Annotated in this window: 26 protein-coding genes and 1 tRNA gene; 11 read left to right on the top strand and 16 right to left on the bottom strand. The window is 68.5% G+C overall.

Annotated elements, in window-relative coordinates:
* Positions 1-6 precede the first annotated feature (6 nt).
* Positions 7-528, top strand: a complete 522-nt coding sequence (locus HHX41_RS05970) for a helix-turn-helix domain-containing protein (protein ID WP_169984031.1) — start codon at positions 7-9, stop codon at positions 526-528.
* A gap of 118 nt (positions 529-646) precedes the next feature.
* Entirely contained in the window at positions 647-1,246 is a 600-nt protein-coding gene (locus HHX41_RS05965) for a hypothetical protein (protein ID WP_169984030.1), read from the top strand.
* Positions 1,247-1,279: 33 nt separating this feature from the next.
* On the opposite strand, the gene HHX41_RS05960 is transcribed toward HHX41_RS05965, so the two are convergent.
* A complete protein-coding gene (locus HHX41_RS05960; RefSeq protein ID WP_182905101.1) occupies positions 1,280-2,236 on the bottom strand; it encodes a YafY family protein in 957 nt (318 codons plus the stop codon).
* Positions 2,237-2,295: 59 nt separating this feature from the next.
* Here HHX41_RS05960 and HHX41_RS05955 point away from each other — a divergent pair, with 59 nt between their 5' ends.
* Complete coding sequence (locus HHX41_RS05955) at positions 2,296-2,841, top strand: DinB family protein (protein WP_182905100.1); 546 nt, start codon at positions 2,296-2,298, stop codon at positions 2,839-2,841.
* Positions 2,838-3,452, top strand: a complete 615-nt coding sequence (locus HHX41_RS05950) for a GNAT family N-acetyltransferase (RefSeq protein ID WP_182905099.1) — start codon at positions 2,838-2,840, stop codon at positions 3,450-3,452. The genes HHX41_RS05955 and HHX41_RS05950 overlap by 4 nt, the downstream gene beginning before the upstream one ends.
* Here the strand turns inward: HHX41_RS05950 and HHX41_RS40210 are convergent, their stop codons facing one another.
* The 7 genes from HHX41_RS40210 to HHX41_RS05920 all read right to left on the bottom strand — a co-directional run bounded on the left by HHX41_RS40210 (position 3,453) and on the right by HHX41_RS05920 (position 10,059).
* Positions 3,453-3,581 carry a hypothetical protein gene (locus tag HHX41_RS40210; protein ID WP_259400648.1) on the bottom strand — a complete coding sequence of 43 codons (129 nt, stop codon included), beginning with the start codon at positions 3,579-3,581 and terminating at the stop codon, positions 3,453-3,455.
* 20 nt (positions 3,582-3,601) lie between these two features.
* Entirely contained in the window at positions 3,602-4,336 is a 735-nt protein-coding gene (locus HHX41_RS05945) for an alanyl-tRNA editing protein (protein ID WP_169984026.1), read from the bottom strand.
* A 127-nt stretch (positions 4,337-4,463) separates the two neighbouring features.
* Positions 4,464-6,233, bottom strand: a complete 1,770-nt coding sequence (locus HHX41_RS05940; RefSeq protein WP_182905098.1) for a hypothetical protein — start codon at positions 6,231-6,233, stop codon at positions 4,464-4,466.
* Between the two features lie 361 nt (positions 6,234-6,594).
* On the bottom strand, positions 6,595-7,659 hold the full coding sequence (locus tag HHX41_RS05935) for a serine hydrolase (protein WP_182905097.1): 1,065 nt from the start codon (positions 7,657-7,659) through the stop codon (positions 6,595-6,597).
* Positions 7,660-7,737: 78 nt separating this feature from the next.
* Complete coding sequence (locus HHX41_RS05930; protein ID WP_182905096.1) at positions 7,738-8,382, bottom strand: response regulator transcription factor; 645 nt, start codon at positions 8,380-8,382, stop codon at positions 7,738-7,740.
* Positions 8,373-9,458 carry a sensor histidine kinase gene (locus HHX41_RS05925; RefSeq protein ID WP_182905095.1) on the bottom strand — a complete coding sequence of 362 codons (1,086 nt, stop codon included), beginning with the start codon at positions 9,456-9,458 and terminating at the stop codon, positions 8,373-8,375. Before HHX41_RS05925 ends, HHX41_RS05930 begins: the two co-directional genes overlap by 10 nt.
* On the bottom strand, positions 9,442-10,059 hold the full coding sequence (locus HHX41_RS05920) for a DedA family protein (RefSeq protein WP_220503754.1): 618 nt from the start codon (positions 10,057-10,059) through the stop codon (positions 9,442-9,444). Before HHX41_RS05920 ends, HHX41_RS05925 begins: the two co-directional genes overlap by 17 nt.
* Positions 10,060-10,413: 354 nt before the next feature.
* Here HHX41_RS05920 and HHX41_RS05915 point away from each other — a divergent pair, with 354 nt between their 5' ends.
* Positions 10,414-11,121 (top strand): polysaccharide deacetylase family protein, encoded by a 708-nt coding sequence (locus tag HHX41_RS05915; protein WP_310741794.1) that lies wholly within the window; start codon positions 10,414-10,416, stop codon positions 11,119-11,121.
* A 49-nt stretch (positions 11,122-11,170) separates the two neighbouring features.
* The gene (locus HHX41_RS05910) at positions 11,171-12,319 is read left to right on the top strand and encodes an endo-1,4-beta-xylanase (protein ID WP_169984021.1); all 1,149 of its coding nucleotides are present in this window, start codon (positions 11,171-11,173) and stop codon (positions 12,317-12,319) included.
* Between the two features lie 131 nt (positions 12,320-12,450).
* On the opposite strand, the gene HHX41_RS05905 is transcribed toward HHX41_RS05910, so the two are convergent.
* From HHX41_RS05905 to HHX41_RS05895, 3 genes are all read right to left on the bottom strand, one after another.
* Positions 12,451-13,449, bottom strand: a complete 999-nt coding sequence (locus HHX41_RS05905; protein ID WP_182905094.1) for a HEAT repeat domain-containing protein — start codon at positions 13,447-13,449, stop codon at positions 12,451-12,453.
* A gap of 6 nt (positions 13,450-13,455) precedes the next feature.
* The gene (locus HHX41_RS05900) at positions 13,456-14,124 is read right to left on the bottom strand and encodes a HEAT repeat domain-containing protein (protein ID WP_182905093.1); all 669 of its coding nucleotides are present in this window, start codon (positions 14,122-14,124) and stop codon (positions 13,456-13,458) included.
* Positions 14,125-14,237: 113 nt separating this feature from the next.
* Entirely contained in the window at positions 14,238-15,812 is a 1,575-nt protein-coding gene (locus tag HHX41_RS05895; RefSeq protein ID WP_182905347.1) for an MDR family MFS transporter, read from the bottom strand.
* Between the two features lie 362 nt (positions 15,813-16,174).
* Here HHX41_RS05895 and HHX41_RS05890 point away from each other — a divergent pair, with 362 nt between their 5' ends.
* Both HHX41_RS05890 and HHX41_RS05885 read left to right on the top strand, forming a co-directional pair.
* On the top strand, positions 16,175-16,516 hold the full coding sequence (locus tag HHX41_RS05890) for a YciI family protein (RefSeq protein WP_220503753.1): 342 nt from the start codon (positions 16,175-16,177) through the stop codon (positions 16,514-16,516).
* Positions 16,517-16,686: 170 nt separating this feature from the next.
* Positions 16,687-17,130, top strand: coding sequence for a hypothetical protein (locus HHX41_RS05885; protein ID WP_182905092.1), 444 nt, complete (start codon positions 16,687-16,689; stop codon positions 17,128-17,130).
* A gap of 263 nt (positions 17,131-17,393) precedes the next feature.
* On the opposite strand, the gene HHX41_RS05880 is transcribed toward HHX41_RS05885, so the two are convergent.
* Together HHX41_RS05880 and HHX41_RS05875 are read right to left on the bottom strand one after the other, a co-directional pair.
* Positions 17,394-20,213, bottom strand: a complete 2,820-nt coding sequence (locus HHX41_RS05880; RefSeq protein WP_182905091.1) for a toll/interleukin-1 receptor domain-containing protein — start codon at positions 20,211-20,213, stop codon at positions 17,394-17,396.
* 390 nt (positions 20,214-20,603) lie between these two features.
* Positions 20,604-21,290 carry a nitroreductase gene (locus HHX41_RS05875; RefSeq protein WP_182905090.1) on the bottom strand — a complete coding sequence of 229 codons (687 nt, stop codon included), beginning with the start codon at positions 21,288-21,290 and terminating at the stop codon, positions 20,604-20,606.
* An 87-nt stretch (positions 21,291-21,377) separates the two neighbouring features.
* On the opposite strand from HHX41_RS05875, the gene HHX41_RS05870 reads away from it, so the two are divergent.
* A complete protein-coding gene (locus tag HHX41_RS05870) occupies positions 21,378-21,968 on the top strand; it encodes a TetR/AcrR family transcriptional regulator (protein ID WP_182905089.1) in 591 nt (196 codons plus the stop codon).
* Positions 21,969-22,400: 432 nt separating this feature from the next.
* On the opposite strand, the gene HHX41_RS05865 is transcribed toward HHX41_RS05870, so the two are convergent.
* A complete protein-coding gene (locus tag HHX41_RS05865; RefSeq protein ID WP_182905088.1) occupies positions 22,401-23,513 on the bottom strand; it encodes a PQQ-binding-like beta-propeller repeat protein in 1,113 nt (370 codons plus the stop codon).
* A 564-nt stretch (positions 23,514-24,077) separates the two neighbouring features.
* On the opposite strand from HHX41_RS05865, the gene HHX41_RS05855 reads away from it, so the two are divergent.
* Positions 24,078-24,398, top strand: a complete 321-nt coding sequence (locus HHX41_RS05855; RefSeq protein ID WP_220503752.1) for a hypothetical protein — start codon at positions 24,078-24,080, stop codon at positions 24,396-24,398.
* A gap of 36 nt (positions 24,399-24,434) precedes the next feature.
* On the opposite strand, the gene HHX41_RS05850 is transcribed toward HHX41_RS05855, so the two are convergent.
* Positions 24,435-24,513, bottom strand: a tRNA-Ser gene (locus HHX41_RS05850).
* Positions 24,514-24,681: 168 nt separating this feature from the next.
* On the opposite strand from HHX41_RS05850, the gene HHX41_RS42230 reads away from it, so the two are divergent.
* Positions 24,682-24,783, top strand: coding sequence for a transposase (locus tag HHX41_RS42230; RefSeq protein ID WP_220503751.1), 102 nt, complete (start codon positions 24,682-24,684; stop codon positions 24,781-24,783).
* Positions 24,784-24,806: 23 nt separating this feature from the next.
* Here HHX41_RS42230 and HHX41_RS05845 read toward each other — a convergent pair.
* A partial coding sequence (locus HHX41_RS05845) for a tetratricopeptide repeat protein (protein WP_182905086.1) occupies positions 24,807-25,391 on the bottom strand: 585 nt, incomplete at its 5' end.

Below are 25,391 nucleotides of genomic sequence, written 5' to 3'. Positions count from 1 at the left end.
AGGATCATGACGACGGCCGAGTTGCTGCTGCACCCCATCCGGCTGCGCATCGTCCAGGCGCTCCTGGGCGAGCGGACGCTGACGACGGCCGACCTTCGCGCGGAGCTCCCCGACGTGCCGGCGGCGACCCTCTACAGGCAGGTCGCGGCACTGGTCGACGGCGAGGTTCTGGAGGTCGCGGCCGAGCGCAAGGTCCGGGGCACCTTCGAACGGACCTACCGGCTGCGTGCGGCCAACGCGAACGTCGGCGCCGAGGAGGCGGCCGGGCTGGGCGCGGAGGAGCACCGCCAGGCGTTCCTGACGTTCGTCGCGCTACTGCTGGCCGACTTCGACCGCTACCTCGCCCGGGACGACATCGACCTCGGCCGCGACGGCGTGGGATTCCGGCAGGCGGCCATGTACCTCAGCGACGAGGAGTTCCAGGACTTCCTGCGGGACCTGCGCGAGGTGCTCCTGGCGAGGCTCGCCAACCAGCCCGCACCGGGCCGCACCCGGCGCCTCCTGTCCACCGTCGTCATGCCGGGCTGAAACACCGGCCCCAAGTGCGCGTGAAGCACTCCACACGACACGGTCAAGACCGCCTCAAGACGGTCTCTCTAGCGTCGTCGGCGCAAGGACACGCCTGACGAACGAGGAGAGACACCACATGCGCAAGCTCACGCGAACGGGCGCGGTCGCGGCGATGGCCGCCGCCGCCGCACTCACGGTCCCCGTCGCCCCGGCGTTCGCCGAGGAGACCGTGGTCATGACGAACTCGACCTCCGTCCAGCCGGGCATGACGGTCTACGTGTCGAGGACCTGTCCGTCGACGAAGCCGTATCCGGTGACGACCCGGACCTCGTCCGTCGCCCAGGACACCTGGGACGGGGGCGAGCTGGTTTACAAGGGCATCACCGTGAACGGGCGCGAGGTGAAGGTGACGTTCGGCAACTCCCAGTCGAAGACGGACAAGCACGCGTCCGCCATCCTGGTGAAGATCGAGGTGCTCTGCTCGAACGTGCAGCACGAGCCCATGACCGGCTTCGAGTTCATGCAGAGCACGAGGATCCCGCCGGGCGGCGACGCTCTGCTGATGGTGGCCTGCCCGCCCAGCCACCCGCACCTCAGCGGCGCCGACGGGCGGCGCCCCGCCAACGTCGGCATCACCTCGGTCCAGTCCGACGACCACTCGTACGCGGTCTGGTACCAGAACGACGACTTCATGCACGAGGGCTGGGCCGAACTCTGGGCCACGTGCTCCGCCTAGCCTCCACGACCGCGCTTCCCAGGACCCGGCGTTTCAGGACCCGGCCCGGAGGAGGCGTCGTCCCAGGGCTTCGGCGGCCTCCCGCAGTTCGCGAGAGCCGACGATGCGGAAAGGCGCCCGGATCGCCGTGAGCTGCCGGACGTACCAGTCCGGCTCGTCCGTGCCGCCCACCAGGCGCGTGGTGGTCGCATCGATCGGCTCGCGGCGGCCCAGGCTGCGCGGGATCCACTCGGCCACGGCCTCGGCGGGTGCGTCCACGACGACCTCCACCTCGTGCCGCCAGCCCGCCGACAGGTGGTCTTCCAGCATCTCCGCCGGATCGAGATCGGCCGGAGGGACGGCCGGAACGTCGAGGACCTCGACGTCCGCCACCTTGTCCACCCGCAGCACCCGGCGGGCGTTCCTGGTGTGCGACCAGCACAGGAGATACCACCGGCCGCGACGCACGACGACGGCCCACGGATCGACCTCCATGATCCGCTCGTCTCCGGGGCGGATGCGATATCCGAGCCGCAGCCGGTGACGCGCGGCGCAGGCCTGGGCGAGGACGGCGGTGGTCTCGGGGTCGGGCGTCCTGGCCCCGGGCTCGGGGTGTCTCGCGCTCAGGCTCCGCACCACCGCGGCCGGCTCCGCCACCGCCTCGGGAAGCACCCGCAGGATCTTGCCGAGCGCGACGCCCACGGGATCGGCCGAATCCGCCGCGTCGTCGTGGTGGCCGTCCAGCACGGCCATCACCAGCCCGAGCGCCTCGGCCGGCGTGAACATCAGGGGAGGCAGCCGGTGCCCCCGGCCGACGCGGTATCCCCCATAGGGGCCGCGGACGGACTCGATCGGGATGCCGGCCTCGCGCAGGATGCCGACGTAACGCCGGGCCGCCCGCTCGGAGACACCGAGCCGGTCGGCCAGCCGTTCCGCGGTGATGCCGGGACTGTTCTGGATCAGTTCGAGGAGCAGGAGGGCCCGGGCGGTGGGGCTCTCGTCTCGTTTCATTCGGCAACCCGTCGGATTCCGGAAGGGGATCGTCCGGAAATGACCGTAGCCTGTCCGCCATGGCCGAAAACATCCTTCGTGAGCCGCCGGTCGCGGGCGACGAGATCGACACGCTCCTCGGGTCGCTGGAACGCCAGCGCCGGACATTCGCGTGGAAGTGCGGCGGGCTCGACGCGGCAGGCCTGCGGGCGACCGCCGCCGCGTCGTCCATCACCCTGGGAGGGCTGCTCAAGCACCTGGCCCTGGTGGAGGACGATATGTTCTCCCGGAAGCTGTTCGGGCGGCCGCCGTCGCCGCCGTGGGACACGGTGGACTTCGACACCGACCCCGACTGGGAGTGGCGTACGGCCGCCGACGACACTCCCGAGCAGTTGACGACGTTGTGGCAGGACGCGGTGGCCCGCTCCCGGGCCGGCGTACGGCAGGCGCTGGCCGAGGGCGGCCTCGGACGGCTCGCGGCCCACACCAACTCACGCGGCGAGTCGCCCAGCCTTCGCCGCCTGCTGATCGACATGATCGAGGAGTACGCCCGCCACATCGGGCACGCCGACCTCATCCGCGAGTCCGACGACGGCCTGGTCGGAGAGGACCAGCCGGCGGAATGAGGCAGGACATCACGGAGCCGATCCCCGTCGACCAGCTCGTCGTCGTCCCCGCCAACCAGGCGTCGTGGGACGACCTGCGGGCGATCCTCGGCACGATCGACTGCCATTGCCAGCGCTACAAGATCTTCACGTACCAGTGGGGCGCGGTCTCCGCCGCGGAACGCGCCGCGCGCCTGCGCGAGCAGACCGGCTGTGGAACGCCCGCAGCCCGCTCGACCAGCGGTCTCGTCGCCTACCTCGGCGATGAGCCGGTGGGGTGGTGCGCGGTCGAGCCCCGGACGGCCTATCCCCAGCTGACCCGCACCCGCGTGCCCTGGACCGGGCGGCAGGAGGACGAAACCGACGACAGCGTCTGGGCCGTGACCTGCTTCGTCACCCGCAGGGGCTTCCGCCGACGCGGGGTGACGTACGCGCTCGCACGCGCCACGATCGACTTCGCCCGGACGCGGGGAGCCCGGGCCTTGGAGGCATATCCGATGATCACGCGCCCGGGCGCCGAGATCACCTGGGGCGAGCTCCACGTCGGCAGCCGTGATGTCTTCCTGGACGCGGGGTTCACCGAGGTGAGCAGGCCGACGCTCAGGCGAGCCGTCGTGCGGATCGACTTCTGATCAGCAGATCGGTTCGCGCGGCCGATCACCGAGATAGAGGTCCCACTCGGCCCGGGTGAGATCGCGCCCGGCCATGGCGCACAGCCGGGTCACGGGGTCGGCCGTGGGCAGGCCTCCCCACAGGAACACGACGCCGTCCGGGACGCGGTCTAGTCGGAGATCGCGATGCGGAGGCGGCGGAAGCCGCGTCCCTTGCTCTCGATCTTGGCGACCTTGATCCTGCCGATCTGCCTGGTCGAGGCGACGTGCGTGCCCCCGTCGGCCTGGGTGTCCAGCCCGGCGATGTCCACGATCCGCACCTCGGGGATGTGCTCCGGCACGAGGTTCGTCGCGGTGCGGATGATGTCCGGGATCGCGAAGGCCTCCGCGCGCGGCAGCACCCGTACGTCGATCCGACGGTCGGCGGCGATCTCGGCGTTGCAGGCGTCCTCGACCGCCTCCTTGAAGCCGGGCGGCACCTCGGGGAGGTTGAAGTCCATCCGCGCCGTCATCGGCTCCATGTTCCCGCCCGTGACCAGGGCCCCGTAGTCGCGGAACACGACGCCGCACAGCACGTGCAGTCCGGAGTGCGTGCGCATCAGGGCCGTGCGCCGCTCGTCGGCGACCGCCGCCCGTACGACCGTGCCGGCGGGCGGGATCGGGTCGTCCGGCGCGGGCATGAGATAGAGGTCGTCGCCCTTGCGGACGCCTTCGATGCGGGTCTCGACGCCCTGCCACAGCAGCACGCCCCGGTCCGGCGGCTGTCCGCCGCCACCCGGGTAGAAGGCCGAGCGGTCCAGGACGATTCCGTCCGGCGTGGCCTCCAGCACGACCGCCTCGAAGGCCCGCAGGTCCTGATCGGTCAGCTCCAGCCGCCGCGTCCGCCCATGGAGATCGAACGTCACCCGACCGAGTCTAGTCACGTCCCATAGGGCACCGAGGCCGACGCGGGCGCGGGCCGCTCGCCCGGCGTCGGCCTCGGGTGGCGAGCCGGTCACCCGCACTCACCGGTGCCTCCACTGGAGGGCTCCGTTACTCGGCCGGGCCACCCTCGACCGTGACCACGTGCGTACCCTGCACGGCCGAGAACGTCGTGTCGCCGACCCACTTGAGGCTGTAGGTGTATGCGCCGGCCTCGGTGGGCGTATCCGTGAAGCCGAACGACCCGTCCTCGGACACCGTCACGTCCGGCAGTGTCGTGGTCGTGGTGCCGGTGGAGCCGACGACGGTGCGGCGCACCGTGAGCACGGCGTTCGGTGACGGAAGCCGCCCGTCGCCGTCCAGTTCGCCGCTGAACTCGATCCGGCTGCCGGCGATCGTCTCCTCGGGACCCGACACGGTGAGGGTCGTCCGGCGCATGGCGACTTTCAGGGCATGCCGGACCGTACGCCTGTCGTAGATGTCGTTCCCAGGCCAGTTCACCTCGTAGCTGACGGTCCCGCCGACGGGCGGGGTGTCGGTGACGGTGAACGTGCCGTCCTCGGCCGTGGTCACTTCCGCGAGGGGCTCGCCGATGACGTCACCGGGAAACTTGCGGGTCACCGTGAGCCGTTGCGTGGCCGGAGCCGATCCGGGGACCAGGGTGAGCCGGCCGGTCATCGTGAGCGGTTCGAGCGCGGTCGGCGGCGTGGACGGACGCGACAGGGTGAATGAGGGCAGGCGCTTTTCCACGACGGTTCCCGCCCACCACCAGGCTCTGCTCCACCGGTAGGCCGAGTCGCCGTCCCAGGCGACGTCGTACGTGAACCAGCCGACGACCTTCGGGATGTCGGTGACGGTGAACGTGCCGTCCTCGGCGGTCGTCACCACGGGAAGGGACTCCGCGGTTCCGTCGTACGCGTGGCGGGTGACCTTCAGAGGCTGGGCACCGGGCGCCGAGCCGTCCGTCAGGGTGAGGCGGCCGGTCAGTGTGAGCGGATCGAGCACGGTCGCCCAGGACGGAGCCGTGAAAGTGAGCGAGGACGCGGGGAGCGTCACGTCGGGCAGCCGCCACAGGTGGAGCCGGTAGGACGGGTCTCTGCGCAGCGCGAAGACCGTGCTGCCGAGGATGGCGATGCCTCCCGGGACCACCTCATCGTTCCGGTTCTCGTGGGCGAACCGGGATTCTCCCGTACCGATGTCGAACGCCTCGACGGGGATCCCTCGCATCTGTCCGCGCACCAGAAGCGCACCGTCCGGACTGAGCGCGACCGCCTGCGGGACGCGGTCCTCGCCGTATCGGCTTACGTGGGCCATCGTGGCCGTGTCCCAGCTGTCCAGTCCCGTGAACACCGTGGCGCCATCCGGGGTGATGGCGAGGTCCGGTGCGCCGCTGCGGATGACGCCGCGGCGGGTGGCGGTGGCGCCGGACACGTCATAGACCCAGAGGATGCCCGGCGAGAGGCCCTTTTCGGCGACCACGAGAGTCCGTCCCGCCGCGGCCAGCAGCGGAGCCTTGTACAACCCCGTCATGATCTGGGTGAACTCCGGGTCGCCCGCCGACACGTCGACACTCACGACACCGCCCGTATTCGTGCTGCACCCGTAACCGACGTGAAGACGGTCGCCCGACAGAGACAGGGCCGACGGGCACGGATACGCGGTCATGTCGATTCGCCGGATGACAGACAGAGATGTGGTGTCGATCTCCATCACCTGGTTCGCGCTTTCGACCGCCGCGTAAAGGCGGGCACCGTCGGCCGCCAGGGCGAGTTCCTGCACGCCGGGGATGCCGGGGATCGTGCCGATGACGGAGCCCTGGGCGTCCGCGACGACGATGCGGTCTATGGCAGAGACGAAAACCTTGTCCCTACCCGCCGTCACGTCACCCCCCTTCCTCCAGAGTGCGAGGGAAACGCCGAGATCGGTCGTGTCGTCGGCTGCCGCGGCCGCGGGCGTCTGAGGCGCGATCAGGCCCGCCGCCATGACCGAAACGGCGCCGACGGCGAGCATTCGCCGCATCAATCGAGACAGCCTGGGTTTGGGCGATGACGGAGCGCGGCCGGAACGTCGCACCGACGGCATGATTCCTCCAGCAATAAGCAAGATCAGTACGAGAAACCATTTGATCAAGACATGAGGCTTTATCTTGCGTCAACCGGTTATTCAATACGGACCAGCCGGAATCACCCGCACGAAAAGACACGCGCGCCCTGCCGTCGAGCAATAAGGGAAAAGGCCTCGGTTAAGCGGCCGGCTCGCAGAACACCCTGACGGCGATCCCCATGACCTCCGCGGTGGACGGGTTGCGGACCGAGGGGTTGATCGACAACGTCATCGATCTACCCGAGTCCGAGCGGAACGCGAAGGTCAGGTAGCCGATCAGCTCTCCGCTGTGTCCCCACACCGTGCCGCACGGCAGCGCGTAGGCCTGCAACCCGAGCCCGTAGCCGAACCCGGCCCCCGTCTCCACCGTCGTCCGCATCGCCCGCAGGGACGCCGTGCTGATCAGCTCGCCGCCCAGCAGGGCCGACATGAACCGCTCCAGGTCGGCCGCGGTCGAGATCATTTCCCCCGCGGCCCAGTCGAGCGAGGGATTCATCCGCGTCGCGTCCACCAGCCCGGGCAGCGGCTCGTACCCCTTGGCGTGCGGTGACGGCAGCCCCGCCCGGTCGCCCGGCACCACCGTGTGGCGCAGCCCCAGGGGGCGCAGGATGCGGCGACGGACCTCCTCGCCGTACGGGTTGCCGGTCAGCTTCTCCACCAGCAGCCCGAGCACCACGTAGTTGGTGTTGGAGTAGTGCCACTTCCCGTCGTCGGGGAGTTTCCCGGCGAAGGCCACCTTGAGCAGCTCGCGCGGCCGGTAGGAGCGGAACCGGGCGTCCCCGCGCCACCGGTTGGTCGAGTACCCCGGCTCGCTCATGTAGTCGTACAGGTGGCTGGTGTGGTTGAGGAGCGCGCGCACCGTGATCTTCTCGCCGCCCGGCACCAGGCCGGGCAGGTGCCTCTCGACGGGATCGTCGAGCCGCACCTCGCCCTCGTCCACGAGCTGGAGCACCACGGTCGCGACGAAGGTCTTGGTGACACTGCCGATCCGGAAGTAGCCGTTCGGCGACGGCCGTCCCCCGCGCTCGACGTCGCGTACTCCCACGGCGTACGACCGGGCGCGGCCGCCGTCGGAGATCCGCGCCAGGGCGGCCGTCGCCCCGCCGCCGGTCACGATCTTCTCCAGATCGGGGCGTACGTCCACGACCTGCCCGCCCGCCGCGACGACCGCCGCCACCAGCACGTTCATCATCGTCTGCATCATGTGATCAACGCTAGGGAGATCGATTCGGCGGCAGAATGAGGTGCGCCGCCTGCTTCACCTGCGGAAAACCACAGCGGGTCAGGAACCGAGGTAGCGCAGCACCGCCAGGACCCGGCGGCTGTATCCGGTGATGTGCGACAGCGCGAGCTTGTCGAAAAGGGCGTTGACGTGCTTTTCCACCGCGCTCTGCGACACGTGCAGGGATTGGGCGATCGAGGCGTTGGTCAGGCCCTGGGCCATGAGCTCCAGCACCTCGCGCTCACGGGCGGTGAGCCGCGCCAGCGGATCGGCGTGGCTGGTCCGCGCGAGCAGCTGCCGCACCACCTCAGGGTCGAAGGCCGTTCCACCGGCGCCCACCCGGTCCAGCGCGTCCAGGAAGTCGCCGACCTCGGCCACGCGGTCCTTGAGCAGGTAGCCGACGCCGTCGATGCTGCCGCCCATCAGCTCGGTGGCGTACTTCTTCTCGACGTACTGCGACAGCACCAACACCTTGACCTCCGGCCAGCGCCGCCGGATCTCCAGGGCGGCGCGCAGGCCCTCGTCGGTGTGGGTGGGCGGCATCCGTACGTCGACCACCACGGCTTCGGGCCGCTCGCCGGCCACCGCCTCCAGGAGCGCGCCGGCGTCGCCCACCGCGGCCAGGACGTCGTGGCCCTCCTCCTGCAGCAGCCGCACCAGGCCCTCGCGCAGCAGGGCGGAGTCCTCGGCCAGCATCACGCGCACGGCAGCTCCGCTTCGACCACGGTCGGCCCGCCGGGCGGGCTGGTCACGGTGAACCGGCCGTCCAGCGCCGCCACCCGCCGAGCCAGCCCGGTCAGCCCGCCGCCGGTGGCGTCGGCTCCGCCGATGCCGTCGTCCCGCACTCGCACGACGACCATGGTGCCCTCCTGGCGGACCTCGATGGCGACCAGGGCGGCCCGGGAGTGCTTGGCGGCGTTCGTCACGGCCTCGCTGGCCACGAAGTAGGCGGCCGTCTCCACCGGTGCCGGTGGCCGCTCCGGCAGCTCGCAGGTCACACTGACCGTGACCGCGGCCCGCTCGGCCACCCCGGCCAGCGCCTCCGCCAGCCCGTGCGCGTCGAGTCCCGACGGGTAGACCCGCCACGCCACCTCGCGCAGCTCCACCAGCGCCTGCCGGGCCTGCTCGTGGAGCTGGTCCAGCAGCTCGGGGCGGCCCCGGCGGGCGCGTCCCGCGAGCATGGACAGCGCCACCAGCCGCTGCTGCACCCCGTCGTGGAGGTCACGCTCGATGCGCCGCCGTTCGGCGTCCACCGCCGCGACCACCCCGGCGCGGCTCTCGGTCAGTTCGGTGATCCGCCGCCGGAGCGCCTCGGTCGGGTCGGGAGCGAGAAGCCGTACGGCCAGCCGCCGCTCCAGCACGTCCACCCCCACCAGGCCGGACAGATCCAGGAAGAGCAGGACGACGCCCGAGAGGAAGGCGTAGGCCAGCAGCGGCGGAGTGGGCAGCATGCCGTCCATCGCCTCCCCACGGCTCCACGACCACATCAGCCTGACCGCCAGCGTGGCCCCGATCACCAGCAGCAACACCACCAGGCCGCCCAGGAGACCGACGGGCACCCGCGCGGCCAGGTAGCGGAGCTCGCCGTCGGCATCGCGGCCCGGCAGGTCCAGGCGCAGCCGCCGCAGTTCCAGCCCGGTCAGGCGTGCGGCCGCGGCGCGTACGGCGGGGCGGCCGGCGAACGGGGCCGCCACCAGGACGAAGACCAACCCCACAAGGGCGGTGACCGCACCGGCGGTCACCGCCCCGGCGAGCCGAAGCCCCCTAACCGTCCAGCACATGCCGCCCCTTGCGCCGCTCGCTCAGCCGTACGCCCACGAAGACCAGCACGGCGAGCGCCACCATGGCGACGACCACGTTGGTGCCCATGCCGACGTAGGTCTCCACCAGCGACCAGTTCTCTCCCAATGTCCAGCCGGCCAGCACGAAGACCGTGTTCCAGAGCAGGCTGCCGGCCGTGGTCAGGAGCGTGAAAACACCCAGCGGCATGCGCTCCACCCCGGCGGGGACGGAGATCAGACTGCGGAAGATCGGGATCATCCGGCCGAAGAACACCGTCCAGCGCCCGTGCCGGAGAAACCAGGCCTCGGTCTTGGTGACGTCGGAGACCTTGAGCAGCGGGATCCGCGCGGCCAGAGCCAGCGTGCGCTCACGGCCGAGCAGCGCGCCCACCCAGTACAGCGCCAGCGCCCCGGCCACCGACCCGGCCGTGGTCCACAACAGGACGGCGACCAGGTTCATCTCTCCCCGCGAGGCGGTGAAACCGGCCAGCGGCAGGATCACCTCGCTGGGGAGGGGCGGGAAGAGGTTCTCCAGCGCGATCGCGATCGCGGCGCCCGGCGCGCCGAGGGTCTCCATGAGGTCGATCAGCCATTCCGTCATGTCCGGGAGCCTAGAAACGGTCAACCGACGATGACCATGAGGTGCGTGGCCGTTCGGGGGTGCGGAGAACCACAGGGCCGGGTTCGCGTGGGGGGTGGTGACGGCGCCAGCCGTACGAAACGTTCAGCGAGCTCCGCACCCCGGGAGCCGAAAACTTTTCGGCGGATCCGCCGGGTACGTCGAGGCAGGAGGCGTATCGACTCTCCCGTGCCGCGCCTTGTAGGTCGCGACTTCTGTGAATTGACTGGTGGTTGTGGCTCTTGACGTACATCGAGCATCTTCCTATGGTCTGCATTACTTTCGTAACACCGCCGAAACTTTCGGGCGCCCCCGTCGTTCGAAGATGGAGTCACCGTGGTCAACCGAAGCCGGCGCCCACGCCGGGCACGTCTTCTCGCGATCCCGCTGGCCGCGATAGGTCTGGTGCTGGGCATGACGCATCCGGCCCTGGCGGACAACCCGACTCCCATGGTCGTCGACTCGACCCGCGGCGGCGGGATGTCGGTCGGCTTCACCTTCGACGACGGCCCGAACCCTCCCGACACGCTGCGCCTGCTCGGCGTGCTGCGCGAGCACCACGTGAAGGCGGTCTTCTGCCTCTGGGGTGATCACGTACGGCAGCACCCGGAGGTCGTCCGGCTGATCGCCGCCGACGGGCACACGCTCTGCAACCACGGCATGCACCACGACGACATGGCGGCCTGGCCGGCGACGAAGATCCGCGCCGACCTGCTGGAGACGAGCGCCGCCATCCGCGAGGCGGTGCCGGGAGCGCACATCCCGTACTTCCGGGCCCCGTACGGCAGTTGGGGGCAGACGCCGACCGTCGCGGCCGATCTCGGCATGCAGGCGCTGGGCTGGCGTCTCGCCATCGGGGACTGGGATCCGCCGGGCACCGCCGAACTGATCCGCCGCCTGCGAGAGGGAATCACGCCGGGCGCGGTGGTCCTCATGCACGACGGCGGCGGGGACCGGAGTCAGACCGTCGACGCGGTCGCCGCCGTCGTCCCCGCGCTCCGGTCGGAGGGATGGCACCTGTCGCTGCCCGCCCGGCGGGGCTGACCTGACCGCAGTACCCATCAACCCCCCACTTTCACCCCGAGGAGTTCGTGTGCTTCGTTCCGCACTGTCCATCGGCCTCGTGAGCGCCACGGTCCTGCTGGGCGGGGCGGCTCTCACCGGCTCGGCCTCGGCCGAACCCGGCGCCGCCCCTGCCCACTCCCAGCCCACCCGCTACCCGGCGGACTCGCTGCGCGCCCTCGGCGACCGGGTCGGTCTGCGCATCGGCACCGCCGTGAACATGGACGAGCTCGGCAGCAACGCCGAGTACACCCGGATCACGGCCGAGCAGTTCTCCAGCGTCACCGCCGAAAACGTGATGAAGTGGCAGCTCGTGGAGCCCAACCGCGGCTCTTACGACTGGGCGGCGGCCGACCGGCTGGTCGACTTCGCCAAGAAGAACAAGCAGCTGGTCCGCGGCCACACGCTGGTGTGGCACAGCCAGCTGCCCACCTGGCTCTCCTCCGACGGCTACACCACCACGCTGTCCAACGACGAGCTGAAGGCCCTGCTCAAGAAGCACATCCAGGACCAGGTGAAGCACTTCAAGGGCGACATCTGGCAGTGGGACGTGGTCAACGAGGCGTTCGACGACGACGGGAAGCCCCGCGAGACCATCTGGTACAAGGCGTGGGGCGGCCTGGGCTACATCGCCGACGCCTTCCGCTGGGCGCGCCAGGCCGACCCCAAGGCCCTGCTGTTCTACAACGACTACAACCTCGAGTTCACCGGGCCGAAGAGCAACGCGGTGTACGACTTCGTCAAGACCCTGAAGGCCCAGCGTGTGCCCATCGACGGCGTCGGCTTCCAGGGCCACCTGGACACGCAGTACGGCTTCCCGGACCTGCAGAACAACCTGCAGCGCTTCGCGGACCTCGGCCTGAAGGTGGCCGAGACCGAGGTGGACGTCCGCACGTTCACCGAGGCCGCGCCGAACGTGAACACCCCGACCAACCCGCTGGCCGTGTACGCCCAGGAGAGCTACTGGTCCCGCGCGCTGAAGGCCTGCCTGGCAATCCGCGAGTGCATCTCGTTCACCCCGTGGGGCTTCGGCGACACGTACTCCTGGATCCCCGGCTGGTTCGACGACCCGCAGGAGGGTGCCGCCCTGCTGTATGACGCGGACCTGAAGCCCAAGTCGCAGTACTACGTGATCCAGCAGGACCTCGCCCTCGCCGCGGGCGCTCCGCGTCGCCACTGACCCGTACCCGGCACGCACGGGGTCGCAGGGCGGCCCCGTAAGTGACACGCACGGGGCCGCACGCCGCAGGGCGGCCCCGTGCGCCGTGCTATGCCGTATGGGAAGGCTCCGTCATCGCGCGTCGCTCTCCGTCATCGCGCGTCGCGGAGCTTGAGAATGTACGTCGCGGTGAGCGCGACGGCACGGTCCTCGTCCTGTGACAACTCCGCGAGCGCACGCGACGTCGTGGGTCCCGGGATGTCCGCGAGCGCCTGTGTCAGCCGTAGCCGGGCGGACGGCCCGACGGCGCCGTGGGCGAGGCGATCGGCGAGCCCGGTGGCGATCTGATCCGCCGGCGCCTCGTCACGCGCCAGCGCGCTCAGTGCGTCGGCCGCATCGGTGTCGTTCGCCCCCTCGACGATCATGTCGATGAGCGTCGGGACCGCGTCGGCCACTCCACGGGCCCCGAGCGCCAGAGCCGCACACCTGCGGACCACGACGTCGGAGCTCGTGAGGGCGTCCCGCAGCAGTGCGGTCGCCGCGGCGTCCGGAATCTCGGCGATGGACTGGACGGCGCGCTCGCGCACCTCGGCCGCCGGTGAGCCGAGCCCCTCCGCCAGCAGTCCCAACGCGTCATCGCCCGATCGAGCCAGCGCCCATCGAAGGGCTCCGGCGACGTTCGGGTCCGTCTCGCTCAACGCCGCCTCGACCAGAGCGTCCACCGGCACCTCCGCGGCCGAGGACAGGGCCGCGCGCTGGCGCTTCCCCGCGCTCTCCGACCCCAAGGCCTGGAGGAGCGCGACGACCCGGAGGACGCCCTCCCAGTCGGCGGGTTCCGCGGCGCCGATCCGGCTCAGCCGCGTGAGCAGCTCCGTCTCACGCGCGATGCGTTCCCGCGTCTGGCGGATGAGGTCCTCGACGAGCTCCGCGGGCGTGAAGCCGGGATCCTCCAGCGCGCGCCCGACCTCCCGCAGCGACAGCCCCAACGACCGCAGGCTCTCGATATGGAAGATGCGCCGGATGTCCTCGCTGGAGTACTCCCGATAGCCGGCCTCGCTACGACCCGTCGGCCGCACCAGGCCGAGCGATTCGTAGTGCCTGAGCATGCGGGCGCTGACCCCGGACCGTCGTGCCACATCACCGATCAACACCGCCTGTCACCCCTCCTGGCCGGTCGTGCCGAGGGCCACGATGCGCTTCGCCTCCTCTATCGCGAACTCGAATCCGGCATCCGGGTTGCGCGACAGCCGTTCGGTGGCGACCGCGTGCTGACGTACGCGCGGGTCGGGATCCGTCATCGCGGCACGCAGAGCCGGCGTGATCACTTCGCCCAGCGCGATCAGCGCCCGGCTGAGGCTCAACTGCGTCTCACGCTCGCCGCGTCCGAGCTGCGTCGCCAGCACTCCGGCCAGCCCGGGTTCTTCACCTTCGGGCACAAGGACGACCGCTGCCCGCCAGGCGGTCCGCGCCACCTCGTCGTTCGCGTCGGTCAGCAGCGCCCGCGTGATCGCCGGCCACGCCTGCCGATCCCCGATTTTGGACAGCGTGTGCAACGCCTGGCTCCGTGCCTGCGCACGCTCCGAACGGAGTTCGTCGATGAGCTTGGGGACCGTCACCGATGACGCGTGGCGGGTGAGCGCCCAGGTGAGCATGTCCCGCACGTAGAAATCGGGCTCGACCGCGCATCGTTCGACGAGCTTGTCGACGAACCGCGGGTCTGGGGCCGTCCCGACCGCCAGCACCGCCTGCAGCCGCACCGAGGCGCTGCTGTTCTCCAGCCCCCGGAGCGCTCGCGTCGTGTTCGTGTCCTCTTTCGGCATGGCCATCGGGACCACCTCCTTGGCCCCAGTGAAGACCTTGTCACAGTGTCAAGGTCAAGCGGAGCCACACCGCGAGGCGGCTCCGGCTGTGATCAGAGCGTGCTGCCGTGACACCCGTTTCAATGCGCGGATGGCCCCAGCTCGGCAACGCCGTTCGCTCGCGCCGGCAGGAGCAGGGCGGTGACGACCACGGCCACAGACAGCACCGCGCCGATGACGAAGGCCAGCCGCATGCCGTCGAGGTTGGCCAGGACCTCTGAGGCTCCCGCGGCTTTCAGAGCATCGGCTCGCGCGCTCATCACGGTGATCACGAGCGCGGTGCCGAAGGCCGCGGCGACCTGCTGCAGGGTGCTCAGGATCGAGCTGCCGTGGGAGTAGAGCTTCGGGGGAACCGCGCCGAGCCCGAGGGTGAACACCGGGGTGAAGGTCGCGGCCAGACTCACCATCAACAGCGCGTGCAGCCCCAGGAGCTGCCAGTACGGCATGGTCATGGTGACCTGGGTGAGGCCGGCGAGCGCGAGCGCGATGCCGATCGCGCCGGGAACGACCAGAACCCGGCCACCGAACCGGTCGAACAGGCGGCCGACGGTCGGCCCGAGCAACCCCATCGCGAGGCCGCCCGGCATCACGAGGAGGCCGGTCTCCAGAGGGCTGAGCTCGCGGACGTTCTGCAGGTATAGCGGCAGCAGGATCATCGAACCGAGCATCGCCATGAAGGCCACCGACATGAGGACCAGCGCGATCGTGTAGGTGCGGTGGCGCAGCGTACGCAGGTCCATCAGCGGCACGCCGCGCTTCTGCAGCGACAGCTGGCGGACGACGAAGACGGCGATGGCGACCAGGCCCACTCCCACGATCGCGACGGCCACGCGGACGTTACCGCCCTCGAACCGGCTGAGCCCGTAGACCAAGCCGCCGAAGCCGGCCGCGGCGGTCACCACGCTCAGCCAGTCGATCGCACTGGCCTGGGTCTCTCCGACGTTCTGGAGCTGCTTCAGGCCTCGCCAAGTGATCAACGCGGCGATGGGAAGCACCACGGCGAACAGCAGCCGCCAGGACCCGAACTGGAGGATCACGCCTGAGACCGTCGGGCCCATCGCGGGCGCGACCGAGATGGCCAGGGAGACATTGCCCATCACACGGCCGCGCTCTGTCTCCGGCACCACCTGCATCAAGGTCGTCATCAGCAGCGGCATCATCACGGCCGTCCCGGACGCCTGAATGACGCGTGCGCCCAGCAGCACCTCGAACGACGGCGCGACGGCGGCCAAGGCGGTGCCGAACAGGAACAATCCCATCGCGGTGGCGTACGCGCTGCGGGTGGACACCCGCTGCAGGAACCATCCGGTGATCGGGATGACAGCGGCCATGGTCAGCATGAAGGCGGTCGAGAGCCACTGCGCGGTCTGCTCGGTGATGTGCAGCGCGTCCATCAGCCGCGGGATCGCATTGATCATGATCGTCTCGTTGAGGATGACCACGAACGTGGCGAGCACCAGCAACCGGATCACGGGTGGGGTGCGGCCCGAGACGGGGGCCGCGGAATCGGCAGGCGAATCAAGCTGTGCGATGGACACGGCACCTCGATCAGGGTTGTCAGGGGGAATTACCTGGTCATGGCTGGCGTCCCAGCCCGGGCCCCACAGGAGTTCGTGGTCATGGCAAGCCTGACAGCCGCCACCGACAAAACTCATCGCCCGCACCCCAGGATTCCGGCGAGTGAGGCGAGATGTCACCCGGTTTTCACCGCGGACGCCGAACTCCGGCTGCGCCCATGGATGTCCCGGACCTCCCATCTCCCGGGTATCCGTGCCTCCTCCACAGGCTGTAGCGCGCTCTTGCGCCGCCCCCACCGCACACGCACTACCTGCGGCAATGCGGCCACGACCTTCTCACGCACCGTGCGGGCAGCGGCGGGCATCTCACGGACTCCTTCCGAGACGATCATCGCTTCGACCCAGGTGTCCGAAAGCGGTCAGGCTCATGGCGGCGCGCCGCCGAGTGGCGTCGGCGAGGTTGGGTGCGATCCGTGAAGCGCGAAGAAGGAGCCGACGCGATGACGAAGTACCTGATCTCGTTCCCGAGTCGCGCCATGGTCATCCCCCGACGAGGATCTGCAGGCGGTTTCGGATGCGTCGCATGCCGTGGTGCAGGAGGCGAAGGACGCCGGCGTCTGGTGTTCGGCGGCGGCATCGACGAAAGCGTTCCGCCTGTCATGGTGGATGGGCATGGGACCGTGACCGAAGGCACATACCCGCAGACGCAGCAGCTTGAAGGCGGCTACACGGTTCTGGAGCTGCCGTCCCGCGGGGCGGCACTGGAGTGGGCCGCGAAGATCGCGGTCGCGTGCCGATGCGCGCAGGAGGTCCGTGCGTTCCAGCACGATCCCGCCAGCTGACGGGCCTCGACCTCGCTGGGAAGCGCATTCGGCCTCAGCCGGATCCCCTCCTCGCCCCAGCGCCGTCCATGTTCCGCAGACGACCTGGGACCCGCATGCCCGGTGGCGAGACGCTACCAATCACATCAACGCGGCCACGCTGGACCGATCCAGAATGTATGCATGACCTCATGATCTGGTTACGACGACACCCCCACGCCGCCGCCACGATTGCACTGGTCGGCCTCCTCACCGCCTGCGGCGGGGCCACGACCAACAAGGACGCCGCCGCCATCATCGGCGACCTCGGTACCAACGGCGTACCCGCTAAGCTCGGCACCGTCTACGACGAGAACACCGACCCGAACAAGCTGCTTGGCCGCCCCAATGGCTACCTCAGTAAGGCCGAGTTCACCGATAGCAGGGTCAAGACAGAAAAGGCGGGCAGTGTCGAGGTGTTCGAGGACGCAAACGGCGCCGAGGCCCGCGCCGAGTACATACAGGCGCTCGGAAAGACCCCGATGCTGGCCGAGTACACGTACGTCAAGGGGAACGTCGTGGTGCGCGTGGACAAGGCCATGGCCCCCTCCGACGCCAAGGCGTACGAGGACGCGCTTAACGAGATCGTCGAATAGCTCGCCAGAAACGCCGAACGGCCCCGCCTCCGGAAGAGGACAGGGCCGGAACTGCTGAGCCGAGCGAAGCTCGCAGACGACTGGGAAGGCGGCCGGCAGATGTGCATCGACGCGCTGTGCGCCTATCTGCACACGGCGGCGTCGCTCAGCCTGGAGGCGGGGTTGGGACGTCAGGGTCGTCTCGGCACAGCTCGGTCACTCGACGACCCGCATCACGACCTCTACCAGCACGTTCGCCAGGCCATCCTCGATGACTCAGGACACTAGGGACAGACCTGCTGGAAGGGCTCGTCTCGCAGGTACCGCCCCCATTCCTGCTCGGTGAGAGAACGGCCTGCCACCCCGCACACCGAAAGGAACGGGTCGGCCGGCAGGGCTACGTCCCATAGGCGGACGGTGCCATCGAAGTCGGCGATGGCCAGGCTCGTACCGTCCGAGCTGAACGCCATTCCGGAGATGGCATCGGTCAAAGCACCGCTGGGAGGGACAACGAGGGGGTCGCCGATCTGCCGGTGAGTGGCCACATCCCACAGCCGGACGATGCCGAAGCCGGCGGTGGCCAAGGTCTCACCGTCCGGGCTGAACGCCATTCTGGAGAGGGTAATCAAGGTACCGCTGGGAGGGACAACGAGAGGGTCGCCTATCCACCGGCCATCGCCCACATCCCACAAACGGACGGCACCAGCGATGGCGGCAGCCAGGATCTTGCCGTCGGGGCTGAAGGCGACCGCGTCAACACCACCCTCGTGGCCATTAAGCAGGTAACCGATGCGCTGACCAGTGGCCACCTGCCACAACTTGAGGGTGCCACCGCTGGCGGAGGCCAGGACGCTGCCATCCGGACTGAACGCCGCCAGGGCACGACCGCCGCTGGGGACGTCGAGAAAGTAACCGATCTGCCGGTGAACGGCCACATCCCACAGCCGGACACCACCCGCGTAGTCGGCGGCGGCCAGGATCTTGCCGTCGGGACTGAATATCATCTCGTACACAGAACCGGCGTTCCCATCAAAAGGATCACCGATCTGTCGTCGAGTCGCCACGTCCCACAGGCGAACTCTGCTGTCGAGGGTGGTAACGGTGGCCAGGGTCTTCCAATCCGGACTGAACGCCACCGCGAATACTTCACCGGGTTCATGGGCTGCGAGAACATTACTGGTCTGCCGGTGGGTGGCCAGATCCCACGTCCGGACGGTGCGGTCGGCGTCACTGGTGTACAGCGTCTTGCCGTCCCGGCTGAACCCCACGGAGACGGCACCAGTGTGGCCTTTGAGCGGATCGCCGATCTCGCGGCGAGTTGCCAAATTCCACAACCGGACGGTGTAGTCCGCGCCGCCGGTGGCCAGTGTCCTGCCATCCGGGCTGAACGCTATCGCGGAGACCGTGTCGGTATGGCCTTTGAAGGCGTTTCCGATTTGCCGGCGAGTAGCCAGATCCCACAATCGGACGGTCGAATCGCTCGCGGTGGCCAGCATCTTGCCATCCGGGCTGAATGCCACCTCGAAAATACTGACGCCAGGGCTCTCGATAGGGCCGCCGATCTGCTTGCGAGTGGCCAGATCCCACAATCGGACGGTCGAAGCGCTGACGGTGGCCAGGGTCTTGCCATCCGGGCTGAACACCGCTGTGTAGGTGCTGATAGCAGGGACTTTGATCGGATCACCAATCCACCGACGAGCGGTCACGTCCCACAACCGGAGAGCGCCGTGGCGCCCGCCGATGGCCAGGGTCTTGCCGTCGGAGCTGAACGCGACCGTGGTGACGACTCCCGTGTAGACGTTGATCGGATCGCCGATCTCTCGGCGGGTGGCGACATCCCACAACCAAACTCTGCCATCACCGGCACCCCCGCAGGCTAGGGTCTTGCCGTCCACGCTGAACGCGACCGCGGAGTGGTTGCCGGTGAAGCTGTTGAGGGGAGCGCCGATCTGCCGGCGAGAGGCGACATCCCACAACCGGACCGTGCGATCGGTGCTACTGCTGGCCAGCGTCTTCCCGTCCGGGCTGAACGCGAGCGCGGCGATCTCTTCGGAGTGACCCACGAGAGGGTCGCCTATCTGCCGGCGGGAGGCGACATCCCACAGCCGGATGGCGGAGTCGGCGCCGGCGGTGGCCAGGGTCTTGCCGTCCGGACTGAACACCACTACGGAGACGTCGCCGGTGTGGCCGTTCAGGACGGCTTCGACGGAGGTCGCCAGCGTGGAGAGTATGCCGAAGCGGGCTTCGGCGGTGTGGCTGAAGTGCCAGGCAGTGGCCGCCAGCAGCCCTGACAGGACCGGGTCGGTAATGCGCAGGTTGTCCGCCTGCGCATCGAGTAGGCGGCTGGTCGCCAAGCGCTGACGATCTTCGGCTACGGCGCGCTGCGCGTCCGCGATGCCGGCCTGCCGGACGGCGGCCACCGCCCCTGCTACGGCCAGCAGCGTCAGCGTCACCAGCGCGGCCACCGCGGCGCGGACCAAGCGCATGGTGCGGCGGTGCTGGCTGATGTCCTCGCCGACGATTTGGTCCTTGTCGACGCGGTGCAGCGGCGCGGCCAGCTCTGCGACAGCATCGTGGAAGGCCGGCAGTTGTAGTGAGTAGTCGTCTCGGTCGGCCAAGCCGCGCAGGTCGATCCAGCGCGGCTCCTCGGCGAACCTCCCGTACGCGGCGGGCGACAATGCGGTCGTCGCGGTCCGGTCGAAGTCGCCGCACGCGGTGTCCCAGACGATCTCTCCGCCAGTCTGTGCGATTAGCAACGTCTGCGTTGACCGGTGCGTGAGCCAGTGCCGCACCTCCCGGTCCACCCAGGGCGACGCGGCGGCCTCCGGCGACGCCAACAGGATGAGGAAGTCGGACGAATCCAGCGCGCTCTCGATAGACGACCACAACCCGGGATTGGCGGCGAGGCTGCGCTCGTCAAGGAAGACCCGTAGGGCCCGCTGTCGGTACCAGGGCCGGGCCAGGCGGTGAAGGGCATCACGCAGCGCCGGTGCGAGCACACTGTCGCTATCGTGGCTGTACGAGATGAACGCCGCGTATCGTGCGGACTGACCGGGAACAGGTGGGGTCGAGACGGCGTTCGGCGCGTTCCCAGGCACAGACATCCAAATCCTCGTGGTCGCCGTTGGAGCGCTTGGGCGTTTCCGGCATCATCACGTGACGGTGTGGCAAGGTCAATCGATCAGTCGGTGGCCGAATCCGCTGCATGATGCTCGGCCGTTCCTTTGTAGGCAATAGCGCCGGCCCGGTCCTGAGCTGGGTGGTCCGGGCGGTACCGGCCTGCCGCGGAATTGCACTCCGCGCCCCGATACGACTACACCGGAAACCAAGACGATCTGGACCAAGCGATAGCGGCGCCTCGTGCCGCCGTCGCCCCCGGAACGGAGTCTCCTCGAATCGCCGGGGGTGAGTTCATTCTGCCGCTCGGCCGACGGACAAGAGCAGATCGGCGAACCGCTGTGAAGGATCGCGAGGAGGTGCTGAAGGGCGTTCGGTCAGCGATGGAAGCGCGTTGTCTCCTCTAAAGGCTCGCGACCGACGGTGACCTCGTTGATCGCGGCCGCGGGGTCCGCGTAGCCGAACGAGATGCCGAACAACAGTTTCCCGTCGGTGACGTCGAGCGTCTCGCGCACCGTGTCGGCGTAGAAGCTCAGCAGCGCTTGGGGGCAACTGGCCACCCCATGAGCGGCCATGGCAAGCAGCAGGGTCTGCGCGTACATGCCGACATCGGCGGTCAGTCGCGGGTCACCCGATTCCGGCGCGTACAGGAGCGCGACGTGGGGCGCGTCGTAGAAGCGGAGACTCTTGGCGTCGTAGGCGGCACGCAGATCGTAGGCGTCGCGGCCGATACCGAGCGCGGCGTAGATCACGGCACCGAACGCCGCACGCCGGCGTTGGTGCACCGGCGTGTAGATGCCCTCGCTGTAAGGGAAGTCGACTGTCCGCCGACCGGCTCTGTCGGCGGACACGAGCGCCTCGGCGAGGTTGTCCCGTGCGACCCCGCTGACCACCTCGACGTGCCAGGGCTGGGCGTTGGCGTTCGACGGCGCGGCACCAGCCAGGTCGAAGATGGCCCGAAGCGTCTCGTCCGGGACAGGGTCGGGCAGGAACGCCCTGGTCGCGTGCCGATCCCGGATGAGCCGCTCTGCCACGGCGGGAAGTTCGCTCGTCACCGCTCCCATGTCGTTTCCTTAGGTAGACGTTTGCGTTTACTTAAGCACCGTAGCGGAGGATCCGCGTTATGTAAACGCTGTCGTATAGTCGGAGTCATGAGTGACGAGCCGGTGCGTCGGGCCGGGCGGGGCGGCCGGGAACGCGTGCTCGCCGCAGCCAGCAGCCTTTTCGCGAAGCAGGGCATCACCGCGACCACGATGGAGGATGTCGCCGCCGAGGCCCCGGTCTCGAAGAGGACGCTCTACGCACACTTCCCCACCAAGGAGGACCTCGTCCTGGCGCACCTGGACTACCTCCTGCGTTCCGGGTACACACTGCTCGAAACCCTGACACGCACCGACCTGGCGCCCCGCGAGCGGCTCCTCGCGATGTTCGCCGTACGGCCCTGGCCGGATGGCATCGTCCATGGATGCCCGTTCATCCACGCCGCGGTGGAGCACCCCGATCCCGCCGGCCGCGTACACGCCTTCGCGCGCGAGCAGAAGCTCGTCATGCTCGCGCTGGTGACCGAACTCGTGGACGAGATGGACATCGATGAGCCGGAACTGCTCGCCGAGCAGTTGGTCACCCTCGCCGACGGCGCCGTGAGCCGCGCGATGGTGCTCAACGACCCCGACTACGGCCGCCATGCCCGCGCGGCCGCCGAGACCCTCCTCGATCACGCGCCACGCCGTCCTCGCCGCTGAGGCATGGCGAACCCGCTACGACGGCCGGCGCGAGCCTCGGCTCACGCGCCGCGAAGAACAGTGCGGGCGGTACTGCATGCGTTTGAGGGGGGCAGGACAGCATCAACCTGAGAGAGGAGTATCTGCCTGACACCCTTCTGGTCGGTCAACGGGGACGATGGAGAATCTCTCCTCAACCCTCACGTCACGACCTCTGATGGCGATTGGGAGGCCTGGTTTCTCGCGCCTTGGTTGCCGGGCGCCCATCGTCACAGGTCCTTCTGGGACCTGATGAAGGACGAATTGCGTTGACGACGCTGACGTGCGGATCGCTCATCGGAGGGCACCTTCGTCCACGCACAGCCCGTTGACGGTCTGTTTGAGGGGTTGTAGATCGTGCGGTGGCGCCGTCGCAGATGTCGCCGGTTGGCGGACGAAAACGGCTGGTCGGCCTTATCCCGTCGCCGCTCTCACGGCATGTACCCTGTCGCCGCTGGTGGAGATATACACGACACCGTCGGCTACCACCGGCCTGTAGATCCCGCTGCCGGTTTCATAGGTCCAGCGTTGCTCGCCGGTCGCTGCGTCCAGGGCGTGCACTATGTTCTCGCCATCATCGTCGAGATACACCACACCGTCGGCCACCACCGAATCATCGGGGTAGTAGTCGCCATCGGAAACCTCGTAGGTCCAGCGTTGCTCGCCGGTGGCCGCATCCAGGGCGTACATATCGCCCTCGATGTTGCGGACGTACACGACACCGCCAGCCAGCGTCACACTGACGTAGGGGCCGCTGGTTTCGGAGATCCAGCGTTGCTCGCCGGTCGCCGCGTCCAGGGCGTACACCCTGGCACTGCCGACGTACACGACACCGTCGGCCACCACCGGACGGACGTAGAGGCCGAAGCCGATTTCGTGGGTCCAGCGTTGTTTGCCAGTGGCCGCGTCCAGGGCGTACACCCTGCCCGTCTCGTCGCTGAAGTACACGGCGTTGCCGGTTACCGCCGGGCTGAAGTCGACCCTGGCGCGATTACGGATTTCGTGGGCCCAGCGTTGCTCGCCGGTGGCCGTATCCAGGGCGTACACCCTGCCCACTTCATCGCCCACGTACACGACATCCCCGGCCACCACCGGCCTGAAGCCACTGCCGCCGGTTTCGTGGGTCCAGCGTTGTTTGCCGGTGGCCGCCTCCAGGGCGTACACCCTGCCCGTCTCGTCGCTGAAGTACACGGCGTTGCCGGTTACCGCCGGGCTGAAGTCGACCCTGGCGCGGTTACGGGTGTCATAGGTCCAGCGTTGTTTGCCGGTCGCCGCGTCCAGGGCGTACACCCTGCCGTCATCGGTGGTGTATACGACACCCTCGGCCACCACAGGATCGGAATAGCCGACTGCTGAAGGAACTCTGGGAAGTTTGTGCGTCCAGCGTTGCTTGCCGGTCGCCGCGTCCAGGGCGTACATCCTGTCCTCGCCGAGCTCGCCGCCGAGGACGTACACCACGCCGTCGGCCACCGCCGGCGCGGAGGTCCCGTAGCCGATGTCGTAGGTCCAGGAGGGGGTTATGGTCACGGTCGCCGTGACTGCCCGCCACACGAACCCTAAGACGACAACCAAAACGCCGACTGCCAGCCCTGTGACCGCCCGCTGCCATCTGCTCCATTGACGCCCGCCTACACTCTTCATCTCCCGGACTTCACCGCTATCTCTCCTCGGGGGTGCTCGCATGCCTGGGGTCGGCTTTGGCGTCGCGCCCGGCGCGAAGGCTCCGAATGACGCTATGGGCGAGCGCTGGAGAACGGCTTGTCGATCACTGGGACGGTCGTGCTTGTCAACGGACGCCGAATACTGGCTCTGGCACTGATTCCGTGCGGTGACCCGCCTCAGTCGGCAGTGGTGAGGCGCACGACGACCGCGGCCTCAAGCACCGTACACAGGACGAAGGCCGTCCTGTCCCGATCCCGCCGAAGCTGGCGGTCATCCTCCGTGAGCACACCGCAGAGTTCGGCCTCCACGATGATGGCCGCCTGTTCCTTCGACCACCCGATTGAGGCGGTGACTGCTATCGCGGTTGCGTAAAATTCCCTCATCGAGTGCTTCGCGGACGCCTACAACTACCACCGCCCCCACCGGTCGTTGCCCCACCGCGCCACCCCCGCCGCGGCCTACAACACCCGGCCCAAGGCCCAACCGGCCGGCAGCCGCCAGGGCGACACCCACGCCCGGGTCCGACACGACCGCGTCGACCACACCGGCGTCGTCACCCTGCGGATCGGCGGCCGGCTCCACCACATCGGCATCGGGCGAACCCACGCCCGAACCCACGTCATCCTGCTCGTCGACGATCTCCACGTCCGGGTGGTCAACGCCACCACCGGAGAGCTCCTCCGCGAGCTGATCATCGACCCCACGCGCGACTACCAACCCCAGTACACAAAGAAACCCCCGAACCCTTAGGTTCGAGGGTTTCCGATGTCCTGCGACATCACAGAGCGGAGAGCGTGGGATTCGAACCCACGAGACCGGTCACCCGGCCTAGCGGTTTTCAAGAACACTACGGTTACTCTGCTCCTACTGGCCCTGAAGTGCAGTGCAGCTTGATATCGAGGTTCAGTCAAGAAAGATCATCCCGTGCATATCCCGCGCTCGGCCACAGCAAGGTTGAAGCCCAGCCGCCGGGCTGGCTAACAGCGTGTTTGAGATGATTGCATCTCCGGCGTGGCGTCGTGACGATGTCGCGATGCTGCCAGAGCCGAACACCGGCGGCCGCCTGGAGCAACACCCGCGTTGCGAGATCGTGAACGCGATCCTGTACGTGGTGCGGCCCGGCTTTCCGTGGTGATACCTGCCGGTCAATAGAACCATTTAGTCTAGGTTTTCTGCGCCATCTCCTACATCACCCCGCAAGCGATATAAAGTATCCAGATCATTGCGCGCAAGTTTCTCACCTCTCTGGTTGTGACATTCCTGGTAGATGGACAGCGCCTCAACGGTCTCGCGCTCTGAGCGCGCATAGTCACCACACAAGCGGTACAGGACACCTAGATCGCGCCGCGCATCGCCTTCACCCTTCTGGTTGCTGACGTCCCGATAGAGCTGTAATGCCTGTGTCGTCTCTTGCTCAGCCTGCACGTAATCTCCCTGCTCGCGATGCGCGATGCCCAAACTGCGGTGTGCATCGGCCTCACTCCATTGGTTGCCGCTCTCCTGATAGTGGCGCAGCGCTTGCGTCGTCTCTTGCCTTGACCGCGCATAGTCACCGCGCAGACGATACAAGACGCCAAGCTCACTGTGAGCGTGAGCCTCGCTAGCTCGGTTGCCGATCTCCCGATAGATGTGCAACGCCTGAGACGTCTCTCGCTCAGCCTGCACGTAATCTCCCTGCTCGCGATGCGCAATACCCAAATCGCGGTAGGCATCCGCCTCACTCGCTCGGTTACCCGTCTCTTG

It is taken from the genome of Microbispora sp. H13382, assembly GCF_014161445.1.
Classification (GTDB): Bacteria; Actinomycetota; Actinomycetes; order Streptosporangiales; family Streptosporangiaceae; genus Microbispora.
Note: the sequence above shows the minus strand (reverse complement) of the source record. Positions and strands in the feature narration are given on the sequence as shown.